This window comes from Synechococcus sp. R5-13, assembly GCF_047462015.1.
Taxonomy (GTDB): Bacteria; Cyanobacteriota; Cyanobacteriia; order Thermostichales; family Thermostichaceae; genus Thermostichus.
In genome coordinates this window covers 1-4,697 of record NZ_JANSIL010000211.1, presented here as the reverse complement: position 1 = coordinate 4,697, position 4,697 = coordinate 1, and the positions used below count along the sequence as shown (strand labels likewise).

General features: G+C 57.5%; 4 protein-coding genes and 1 CRISPR repeat array. All 4 genes read left to right on the top strand.

Annotated elements, in window-relative coordinates; translation table 11 throughout:
- Positions 1 to 34 precede the first annotated feature (34 nt).
- Positions 35 to 958: direct repeats of the CRISPR family, unit length 36 nt; unit sequence GTTCCCCCTTCGGGGGGATCCCTAGAAATTGGAAAC.
- Between the two features lie 70 nt (positions 959 to 1,028).
- Positions 1,029 to 2,168, top strand: coding sequence for a cyclopropane fatty acyl phospholipid synthase (gene cfa / locus NW840_RS13640; RefSeq protein WP_414344855.1), 1,140 nt, complete (start codon positions 1,029 to 1,031; stop codon positions 2,166 to 2,168).
- Positions 2,169 to 2,265: 97 nt separating this feature from the next.
- Positions 2,266 to 2,709: a SufE family protein gene (locus tag NW840_RS13635; protein ID WP_414329195.1), complete on the top strand. Its 444-nt coding sequence runs from the start codon at positions 2,266 to 2,268 to the stop codon at positions 2,707 to 2,709.
- A gap of 13 nt (positions 2,710 to 2,722) precedes the next feature.
- Positions 2,723 to 3,844: a metal ABC transporter solute-binding protein, Zn/Mn family gene (locus tag NW840_RS13630; RefSeq protein WP_414344854.1), complete on the top strand. Its 1,122-nt coding sequence runs from the start codon at positions 2,723 to 2,725 to the stop codon at positions 3,842 to 3,844.
- Entirely contained in the window at positions 3,841 to 4,632 is a 792-nt protein-coding gene (locus tag NW840_RS13625; RefSeq protein WP_414344853.1) for a metal ABC transporter ATP-binding protein, read from the top strand. Before NW840_RS13630 ends, NW840_RS13625 begins: the two co-directional genes overlap by 4 nt.
- The last annotated feature ends 65 nt before the right edge of the window (positions 4,633 to 4,697 follow it).

The following is a 4,697-nucleotide window of genomic DNA, read 5'->3' as shown; positions in this document are numbered from 1 at the left end:
CAAGACAATTGGGATACTCACTCAGTTTCTGCTTGTTCCCCCTTCGGGGGGATCCCTAGAAATTGGAAACCTTTTGGAGAAGAGTGCATTTCGTGATCTCCATCGACTGTTCCCCCTTCGGGGGGATCCCTAGAAATTGGAAACTCTACCAGTCGTTGGGATCCGGCCACCCGTCTCCCGTTCCCCCTTCGGGGGGATCCCTAGAAATTGGAAACGATAAACCGCATTGCATCAAAGCGGTTTCGTTCTGCTAACGTTCCCCCTTCGGGGGGATCCCTAGAAATTGGAAACCTTTTTGTATAAGAATTTAGTTAGGAGGTCTTACTGTTCCCCCTTCGGGGGGATCCCTAGAAATTGGAAACTGTGCAAACATTGAAGACAATGCAAAAGGAGGAAGTTCCCCCTTCGGGGGGATCCCTAGAAATTGGAAACTTGGAGGCTTGGGATTGGTATGCTGCTTTGGCGTGTTTAAGAGGTTCCCCCTTCGGGGGGATCCCTAGAAATTGGAAACCGACAAGGCGCAACAGGGCCGCAGAGAACATATTCTCGTTCCCCCTTCGGGGGGGTCCCTAGAAATTGGAAACGGTACTCGGTGTTGCATCCCATTAATACGAATGCAATCTGTGTTCCCCCTTCGGGGGGATCCCTAGAAATTGGAAACATACTGGAGGAAGGCTGGATCCGTCTAAACGGAAAGTTGTTCCCCCTTCGGGGGGATCCCTAGAAATTGGAAACCTCCTTGCCAGGGCATCCACCCCTGTTGCGTCCCCCACGTGGGTTCCCCCTTCGGGGGGATCCCTAGAAATTGGAAACCACCCGTGAATCCCAGCTCTTTCAAGACACTATCGAGCGTTCCCCCTTCGGGGGGATCCCTAGAAATTGGAAACAATCTTAGCCTGTTGTATAGGATCTGCTTTAGGTCGTTCCCCCTTCGGGGGGATCCCTAGAAATTGGAAACTTGTTGGATCCCTTGCCACCTTGGGGTGTATTTGTTGAGTCAGTTTCCCTGTGGTGAGGGATTCCTGAGGATGGGGAAAGGACTCAACAGCTTGCACCGGCTGGCGCGTCAGTATGCGCTTCGAGTTCTGGATGCTGCCGGTATAACCCTCAATGGCTCACAGCCCTGGGATATTCAAGTTCACGACGAGCGGCTCTACCTGCGCTGCCTGCTCTATGGATCCCTGGGCTTTGGCGAGGCCTACATGGAGGGCTGGTGGGATTGCGAGGCCATTGATGAGTTAGTTTGTCGTCTCCTAACTGCCCAGGCGCCGCAGCGGGTGGGTTGGCTAATTCAGCCCCTACTTGGGCTGGACAGTCGCCTCATCAACCGCCAGCGGGGCAAGGGGGCATTCGTCATTGGCCAGCGCCACTACGACATTGGCAACGATCTCTATGAGGCCATGCTGGATCGCCGCATGATCTACAGCTGTGCCTATTGGGATGGGGGTGCGCAAACTCTGGATGAAGCCCAGGAGGCCAAACTTGACCTCATTGCCCGCAAGCTGGAACTCCAACCCGGCATGCGGGTGCTCGACATCGGCTGTGGCTGGGGCGGCACAGCCCAGTACCTGGCCGAACGCTACGGGGTGCAGGTTGTGGGGATTACTGTTTCCAAAGAGCAAGCCAAACTGGCCAGCGAACGCTGCCGCGGCCTGCCGGTCGAGATTCGGTTAGAAGACTATCGCCAGACCCAGGGAAAGTTTGATCGCATCCTTTCTGTCGGCATGTTTGAACATGTTGGCTACCGAAACTACCGAACGTTTATGCAGGTAGCCCGCCGCTTGTTGAACGACAATGGCTTGTTTCTTCTGCACACCATCGGCAGCAACGTGGCCTACCAGGGGCGGGATCCCTGGATTGAGCGCTACATTTTCCCCAACTCGATGCTGCCCTCGCCTCATCTGATTACTGCAGCCTTTGAGGGCTTATTTGTGCTGGAAGACTGGCACAATTTTGGGATCAATTACGTGGCCACCTTAAAAGCCTGGCACGCCAATTTCGAGCAGGCATGGCCAAAATTAGCCGACCGCTACGATGAGCGCTTTCGCCGCATGTGGCGGCTCTATCTCCTGATGAGTGCCGGTAGCTTCAAGGCCCGGGCCAGCCAACTTTGGCAACTGGTCCTCTCACCACGGGGAGTAAGTGGCGGCTATCGCTCGCTTCGGTAACGACAGTCCCAAAAGTTTGCAGGTGCCCCTGCGCCCTCGCTGAGTGGGGGTGTTATGATGAGTTTGATTATCATTCTCACTCTAGACAAGCTGAGGGATGCCCGCAGCTCTGCAGCAAATTGTCAATCGCTTCCAGAAGGCCAAGACCTCGCGGCAGAAGTATGAGCTTCTCCTAGCCTATGCCAAGCGCCTGCCACCCTTTCCCGAAGCGGAGAGGAAGGAGGAGAACCTAGTCAGAGGTTGCGCTTCGCGGGTGTGGCTGGCCACCGAGTTTAGGGAGGGCAAGGTCTACATCCAAGGGGATGCCGATGCTCAGTTGGTCAAGGGTTTGGTGGCCATTGTGGTGGAGGGGCTAAGTGGCCTAGCGCCGGAAGAGATTTTGGGGGTTTCCCCAGAGTTTGTGCGGGAGATGGGCCTCAATTTCAGCCTTAGCCCTTCCAGGAGCAACGGTCTGGTGAGCATGTTTTCGATGCTGCGGCAGAGGGCCTTGGCTTTTGGGAAGTCAGTTGCTTCCAGCTCTGCTGTCTCTGTTGTCTTGTGAGGTATTCAGGCTCATGACTGATCAAGCTAACTCTATCCGTTCGGCTCGACCGGTGCGATCGCTGGTCTCGCTGCTGGCCGCCCTCTCGGTCGGGATCCTGGGAAGCCTGCAGATGCGCCAAGAAGAGTCCCGGGCCCAGCAGGGATCCAGCCCCCCAAAGGTGGTGACCACGATTTTGCCGATAACGCAATTTACCCGTGCTGTGGCCGGGGATCGGGCAGAAGTCACGCCACTCCTTCCCCCTCAGATGGGGCCCCACGACTTTCAGGCTCGACCTGAGGAGGTTCGTTTGCTGGCTCAGGCGGATGTGCTGGTGATCAACGGGTTGGGTATGGAAACGTTTTTGGAAGGGTTGATCGCCAGCGCTGGGAACCCCCAATTGCAAATCGTTGACAGCAGCGAAGGGATCCCAACTTTGCGGGCTGAGGAGCCAGAGCATGGGCACTCCCACGGTCACGGCCATGGACACTCTCATGGACACAGTCACGGCCATTCTCACGGGCATGGCCATGGCCACTCTCATGGGCACAGCCACGGCGAGTTTAACCCCCACATTTGGCTGGATCCCAGGCGGGCCATTCAGCAGGTGGAAAATATTCGTGATGGCCTCATCTCTGTAGATCCGGCGGGGGCAGAGATCTACCAGGCCAATGCGGCTGCTTTTATCGAGAAGCTCAAGGCTTTGGATGAGGAGATTGCCGCTCGGCTAGCTCCCTTTGCCGGAAGAAGCTTTGTGGTCTTCCACGACTTTGCCCCCTATTTTGCCGAGCGCTACAACCTCAAAGCCGAGTTCTTGGTGGAGATCCCAGAGGCCAATCCTTCTCCAGAAGATGTGCGACGGGTGATGGAGACGGTGCGGGAGTCGGGCCTGAAGACCATCTTGGTGGAACCTCAGGTGGGAGACAACAACCCCTTCCAGATCTTGGCCAGGGATTTGGGGGTGGAAGTTCGGGTTTTCGATTCCATCGAGACTGCCGGCCCTGAGGGGATCGAGCCGGAATATTACCTGACCATCATGCGGCAAAACGTGGAGAACCTGGTCTCCGCCTTTGAGAAGGAGACGGCCTTCCTGCCCCTGCAATTGCCGCTGCTGGGCCAAGCTGCTCTCGAACACCTGCTGGCGAGGGGGCGGTGACCGGCGAGGTTGTCCTTCGCGTGGAGGGGCTGACGGTCTATCGGGGATCCCAGTTGGCGGTGCAAAATGTGTCGTTTGAGCTGAGGGCGGGATCCCATACGGCCATTGTCGGCCCCAATGGCGCTGGCAAAAGTACCTTGGTGCAGGCCATCTTGGGGATCCTGCCGCGGCAGTGCGGCTCGGTTTGGATTCTGGGAGAGCCGGTGTGCCTGTCCGGTTATTTGCCCCCCTCGGTGCGGCAGCAGGTGGCTTACGTGCCCCAACGTTTTCAGTTCAATCCTGGGATCCCCATGGTGGTGGAGGAGTTTGTGGCTTTGGGTTGGGGGGCGTTGCAACCCCGCTGGCCCTGGCAGCAGCGCTCTGCTCGGCAGCAGGCGGTGCAAGAGGCGCTGGAACGAGCCGGCGCATCCCACCTGTCCTCCAAGGCTCTGGGCCAGCTCAGCGGCGGGGAGCTGAAACGGGTGCTGTTGGCCTATTGCTTGGCTTGGCCGCGGCGGCTGCTTATCCTCGACGAGGCACCGGCAGGCTTAGATACGCTCAGCGAGGGGGAGTTTTACCGGCTCTTGGAAGAGCTGCGCCAATCTCTGGGCTGGGCCATTTTGCAGATCTCCCATGATCTGGAAATGGTGTCTTGCTATTGCGACCGCGTGCTGTGCCTCAACCAATCCCTCATCTGCCAGGGATCCCCCCAGGTGGCTTTGGCACCAGAAGTGCTGAGCCGGGTTTATGGGCCTGTTCGCGACAGCGGTGCGGAGCACCATTTTGTCCGCTACATCCACCGTCAGTAAACTACCCGACCCTGACTGCTTCGCAGTACGGGGCGGGCTTTCGGTAGCCCTGCAGTTGGCAAGCC

Bases quoted from the DNA above. Each gene is read 5' to 3' on its own strand.
- cfa (WP_414344855.1), top strand. From the start codon at position 1,029: ATGGGGAAAGGACTCAACAGCTTGCACCGGCTGGCGCGTCAGTATGCG.
- NW840_RS13635 (WP_414329195.1), top strand. From the start codon at position 2,266: ATGCCCGCAGCTCTGCAGCAAATTGTCAATCGCTTCCAGAAGGCCAAG.
- NW840_RS13630 (WP_414344854.1), top strand. From the start codon at position 2,723: ATGACTGATCAAGCTAACTCTATCCGTTCGGCTCGACCGGTGCGATCG.